This window comes from Okeania sp. SIO3B5 (genome assembly GCF_010692555.1).
Lineage (GTDB): Bacteria > Cyanobacteriota > Cyanobacteriia > Cyanobacteriales > Microcoleaceae > Okeania.
The window spans coordinates 1-4,836 of record NZ_JAAHHG010000663.1; the positions used below are offsets into that span (position 1 = coordinate 1).

4 protein-coding genes and 1 pseudogene are annotated in these 4,836 nt (G+C 38.0%); 2 read left to right on the top strand and 3 right to left on the bottom strand.

All coding sequences use genetic code 11. The features are described 5' to 3' along the window. Positions 1 to 1,484 precede the first annotated feature (1,484 nt). Both F6K54_RS40480 and F6K54_RS40485 read left to right on the top strand, forming a co-directional pair. The gene (locus tag F6K54_RS40480; protein WP_293090063.1) at positions 1,485 to 1,808 is read left to right on the top strand and encodes a hypothetical protein; all 324 of its coding nucleotides are present in this window, start codon (positions 1,485 to 1,487) and stop codon (positions 1,806 to 1,808) included. Positions 1,809 to 2,188: 380 nt separating this feature from the next. Further along, positions 2,189 to 2,470 (top strand): YggT family protein, encoded by a 282-nt coding sequence (locus F6K54_RS40485; protein WP_293090065.1) that lies wholly within the window; start codon positions 2,189 to 2,191, stop codon positions 2,468 to 2,470. A gap of 416 nt (positions 2,471 to 2,886) precedes the next feature. Here the strand turns inward: F6K54_RS40485 and F6K54_RS40490 are convergent, their stop codons facing one another. From F6K54_RS40490 to F6K54_RS40505, 3 genes and pseudogenes are all read right to left on the bottom strand, one after another. Beyond that, a complete protein-coding gene (locus tag F6K54_RS40490) occupies positions 2,887 to 3,345 on the bottom strand; it encodes a hypothetical protein (RefSeq protein WP_293090067.1) in 459 nt (152 codons plus the stop codon). Positions 3,346 to 3,964: 619 nt separating this feature from the next. Continuing rightward, complete coding sequence (gene aroH / locus F6K54_RS40500) at positions 3,965 to 4,351, bottom strand: chorismate mutase (protein ID WP_293090069.1); 387 nt, start codon at positions 4,349 to 4,351, stop codon at positions 3,965 to 3,967. A gap of 38 nt (positions 4,352 to 4,389) precedes the next feature. Beyond that, positions 4,390 to 4,704 (bottom strand): annotated as a pseudogene (locus F6K54_RS40505) (S49 family peptidase); the annotation flags it as partial. Between the last annotated feature and the right edge of the window lie 132 nt (positions 4,705 to 4,836).

The window sequence follows — 4,836 nt, forward strand, 5'->3', positions numbered from 1 at the left end:
AAAAGCACATTTATCTGTGAAATTTTAAGTATTTTTACTTAGATGCTATGATTTTTTCTCCGTGTCTCCCCCTCTCCGTGTCTCCCCGTCCGCACAAGGGTTTCAGGAGTTATGGGTAAGGGATAGCTGGGAGGGGGAGGGGCGAGGGGTGGGTTGTCTCCTACCTTCACCCATAAGATTTTTTCAGCAAACCCTAATTGATTTTTAACCCACATTCCGCACGTCAATTTGTAGTATTAAAACGTAGTATATAATTCTATTCTTGGTAAATATTTATCTCAACGTTGGTTGAAGACCCGCGCTCTCCCGAAGGGGAGCGGAGAGATGGGAAAACCAATCAATAAGAGCGGTTCTTACAATAGTGTGCTATCCTAAATAGGATAAGGCTGCTGGGCTAGCAGTGTCAGTCTGTGGAGCGACCGTAAAACCGAAAAGAGGTTCGGCCTCGGAGGCAGGTGCTATGTTAGCGCAGCTCCTCTGTCAAGAGGAAGCAGAAAGTCCCTATCAGTGATGTTAGGGAATCCCGCGCTGTCTCGTAGAGCAGCGTCGGGAGGATGTCAAGCTATATAAATTACTTCTCAAAAGTCAAATTTTCAGTTAAATATTAAGTATAAATACTTGCTAAATTCTTGACTCCTATTGACCACTATAATTTTCTTCTTACTTCTTACCGAAAAGCGACGTTGAAAGCCCCCGTGTTTTAACCTATCCCTTATAAGGAACTCCTGAAAACCTTGTAGTAAGCAGGGGAGCAGGGAACCCACCCCTCGCCCCTCCCAGGAGGGGAAAAAGGAGAAAGGAGAAAGAATCATAGTAGATAGGAAAAACTACTTAAGTTATCAAAAAAAATGTACTTTTTAATACACCTTTTCTCTGACAAAAACCTTTTAAAGACTTGAACATAACTTGTCTATAATGTCTACGTTTTATGTTAAGAAAGATGTTTATAAAGCATAGGTTTTAACCGGGGGATGAAAACAAGCGAGTCGTTTAGACTAGACAACTTTAGTTGTCCTATGCTATTATCTTAAATATACAAATGTTTAGACAAAAGTAAGCAGAAGGCTAGGGTTAAACTTAAGCCTACTGTGTAGGGGCACTTTGACTTGCCCCCAAAGAGTGTATCTTTGGTCAGCTAAGAAAAAACGAAGCAACAAGGATTTATCGGTGTTGCGCAGTATCAACTTAGAATCTCCTCGGCAAGAGCTGCGGGGAGTAGTCAATAAATAAACCGTGATGTGGCAGTTGCAAAAGTGATTTGTGATCGAGGTGTTACTGTGGCCTTTGCAGATCGTGGTTCAACAAATTGACCCTCGTTGGCATACTTTCGGGGGTTGTTTTCAATCTAGATTAAGTGCCACTCAAGCAGTAAACCTAAATCGTGAGGTTTGGGAATCTCTCGTTATATAATTGAGTGATTTAACGAGGGAGGATGTCAAGGTTGAGCATAAAGATTAGTATAAACGATTAGCTATTTGCTAAATATGAGTAATAGAGATGGTTTTGCAAGTGGTTTGATTGCAGGAGCGGCAGTTGGCGGCTTAGTAGGTGGGCTATTGGGAATTTTAGTAGGAGCAAGAGTGTCTAATGATGCAGATGAAGCAGAAAATTTATTAGAGACTCAAGATACTGAAAAACAAAAAGTTATAAAAGAATCAGAAAGTATAGAAGAGACTCGTCAAAGTTTGGAAGGTAAAATAGCACAGTTGAATCAAGCAATTGATGAAGTGCGCCAACAAATAAATGGTGTTAATAGCAGCTTGGCAAATACTGGGCGATCGCTCTCTGAAGAATCCTCAAATTATTAATAATAAATCTGTTTCATAAAAAAATAGATTTTAGAGATGGCTCAGAATCAAAAGATTAACAATACTAAAGCTGTGCTAAACTAGATTTTAGTATCTATCAAAAATGGAGCTATTCATATCCCGGTAAATCGGAAATTATACCGGGATATGAGCCGCGACCAAACAAACAATAAGCACCCAATCATCGAGGTGTCACTGTGGCCTTTGCAGATCTTAGAATAAATTGACTGTGTAGGCGTACTGTCAGGGGCTGGTAACAGTCTAGATAAGTGCCACTTAAGCAGTAAACCTAAATCGTGAGGTTTGGGTATCTCCCATTATAATCTTCTATTTAACGGGAGAGGATGTCAATAATTTGTAGTTTCAAAATAAAAACACTTATGAATGCCTCTATAGAACTGTTAGCAAAAACTTTAGGAACATTTGTACAAATATATTTAATTTTAATGTTCATTAGGATCTTATTAAGTTGGTTCCCTAATATTAACTGGTATGATCCACCATTCTCTGTATTGAGTCAGTTGACAGATCCTTATCTAAATATATTCCGTTCTATTATCCCACCCTTGGGAGGTATAGACTTTTCTCCCATAATCGCGATATTTGCTCTACAGTTTGTAGCTCAAATTTTGACAGGATTACTAAATGGCTTGGCTTATTAGTATAATAAAAGTTATACATAAATATAGTCATATATAGTCAAGTGATGTCAAATATCTTCGTTGATTTGTACAAAAGAGCTACTAAATATTTGGCAACATTTAATCACTCTTGACCATCTGTATTAATGGTATAATGAAATTGGTACTTGAGTTTTAGGCTAAACAATACGGTTCTCTAAACATAATGAGAAAAGTAGTCCCAAATGTCTTTGACTATGGGATAGAGGGTGTTGTAGTGCCTCCTCCGGAGGAGCTGCGCTAACACCCAGTAAGGGTAACTCCTGCAAAATAAGGATTAGTAATATTTGACTATATTTTTATGAACTATCTATCAAATAGTTTTCTCTAATTTAAAAAATTTTGGGGCAGATTGAAATAAAGATATTAATTCTTAAAACTCAACCTGCCTTCAAGAATTAAAAGCCATCAAATTCTTCTATAGTTTGCCACCGAACTTTATGAGAAAATCCAGATGATTTAAACTGTTTTAGTCTCAATGGAGTAGGTAGGTTTGATGGTACAGAAACTCTAATTTCAAAATCAGTTACACCCGGGGGGACTTTTTCAATTGACCCAAGTCTTGTACGATTTTGCATAACATTATTATTATCAGCGTCATAAATACGTCCATATACATCAGCATCATACAAAATTTTATCGGTAGTATTTTTGGCTTTACCAGCGATAATAAAACAGTTAGCTGCCATACTAGAACCACTGGAAATCATTCCTTTTTCTAAGTTAGAAGGACATTGATGGTATTCTAGATCGTATAGCTGAACTGGAATTGCTGCCCAAGCAGGGCTAGTCCAGAGACAAGCTACTATGGCAACAAAGACAGATATAATAATATTGGCAAAAAATGGCGCTCTCATATAATAAAAATCTAGATTGAGAATTATAAATAACTCTAGCTTATTTTCTTGAAAGGTTATCAAAAAAAATTGAGTCTAGTGAAGTTAAGCAGCTAAAGTCACCCTTGAATATATTGGTTATATATCGTCTGTCTTAATAGTTTGCATTAGCTTGACTACTCCCCGCAGCTGTTGCCAAGGGGATTTTAAGCAGATACTACGCAACAGGATAAATCCGTGTTGCTTCGTCTGTTCTTAGCTGAAATACACTCTCTGGGGGCAAGTCAAAGTGCCCCTACACAGTCGGCTTAAGTTTAAACTTAGCTTTCTGCTTACTTTTGTGATGATATTTGCAGCCCCATTACAGTCTGCATTAATCAACCAATTATTGCCTGTTCTATACAAACCACGCTTTATTCTTTTTCCTGTTTCGCTGCGCGACATGAAAAGCGTTTGCGTAGCATTCCGTAGGAAAGCTTGTCTGAAGGACTTAGGTTTCCAATCATTGGGTTTCTCGCCATCAATAGGCAGATCGTCACCATCTAAAAATGAAGCTATACTTGTATAACTTTCTTCAGAAAATTTTCCTTTTATTCAATCCTCTTCCTTTTAGGGAGAGGTAATTATCAATTACCCATTATCAATTATTGAATGCTTTCTGCCAGTCAGGTCTCAAATTTTTTGCCCCTCGTAAATAGGTATGAACAATTTTTTTTGCCTGGGTTTCTGGCATATTCACATGGATCAACAATCTGATACAACGTTCTAAACTACCTTCAACGTGCATTTGCTGCACATCTAACAAAGGTACATTATTCCAGTTTGGACGTTGGCGGGCGATCGCAGCAGGAAAAATAGCATCTAAGTCACGAGTTACAGAGAAAGTTGTACTAATAATTTGGAGTGGATCGATTTGATTATGGTCTTCTAGTTCATCTAATAGTTCCGTTACTGCCTCTTGAATAGCTTCTTTTGAGTTTTCTGAGACAGTAGTTGCCCCACGAATTGCTTGAACTCGCCACACCACGCCAAAATCCTCCCAATCAACAACTTTATTATTTCAAATTAAGGTCGATACAGCCACAAAGGTAAACCATTGGTAGAGACTTCAAATTCTACCCAATTTTGAGCTGCCGATAGTTTTGATGATACCTGATTATTGCCCAAAACTCGATTTACTAAAGATTTTGGTTTTTCAAGGGTACAACTCTCAGTCTTCTCTGGGTCTAATTTTATCAGTTCACAAAGCCATTTACGGGCATCTTCTTCAGTACCTAAACGGTCAACCACACCTAATTCTAGTGCTTGTTCCCCTGTAAAAATTCGGCCATCTGCAAAACTTCTGACAGTTTCTACAGCTAAATTTCGCGCCTCAGCCACTATTTCCGATAATAATATTGAACATCGCTGACCCTGCCGTCTTTTTGATAGCTGATGAATTCGGAGAAAAACAAAGAATCTCCCTGAGGATAATACTTTGACAAGGATTGTAAATACCTATTTTCTTTCAGT